Source organism: Vibrio sp. YT-19(2023) (assembly GCF_033337395.1).
In genome coordinates this window covers 1-642 of sequence record NZ_JAWOQN010000639.1, presented here as the reverse complement: position 1 = coordinate 642, position 642 = coordinate 1, and the positions used below count along the sequence as shown (strand labels likewise).

Below are 642 nucleotides of genomic sequence, written 5' to 3'. Positions count from 1 at the left end.
TGGAAACTAGAAATTCGGGTTAACACTTATCTCTTCTCCTTACCTCAGTTGCAAAATGGTGTTGAAGGTGTCATTTGCCGCCTGCATCACGCGTGATGAAGCCATGTACGCTTGTTGAAACTTCATCATGTTGGCGGCCTCTTCATCGAGGTTCACACCCGCAATCGATGCTACACGTTCTTGTGCGGCTTCATGCTCTAAACGCGCAACCGATGCTAAGCGGTTAGCCGTTGCCGATTTCAAACCCACTTCAGTATTAAGATTGTGGTAAACGTCAATCAAGGTGCTCGATTTACCATCCATCATTTTGTTGGTTTGTAACTGCTGCATCTTTCTCAAGTTGCCGTTACCACCTTCTGACGGCACCAAGTTGGCCGTAAATTTGTCGTTCAGCAGTGCGCCTTCTGTGAGTTCAAAGATGGTTGCATCGCCATTTTTGTATAGCGGATGACTTTTCGGCACTGAGATTTCAATCAGCGGATCATCTTTGTCTAACGGATAAGAGTATTTATCGGACAGTAAGTTACCTTTGTTATCGGTAATCTTTAGCCACGCTTTGTCGTGCTTTTCATCGGGTGGCTGGACCGTCACTTCAAACTCTTTTACATCACCCGCTTCACGAATATTGAATTTTGCTCTGCC

1 protein-coding gene is annotated in these 642 nt (G+C 45.5%); it reads right to left on the bottom strand.

The genetic code is table 11. The features are described from left to right. Nucleotides 1-39 precede the first annotated feature (39 nt). The coding region (locus tag R7E78_RS27615; protein WP_318058815.1) for a flagellar basal body rod C-terminal domain-containing protein at nucleotides 40-642 on the bottom strand (603 nt) is incomplete at its 5' end.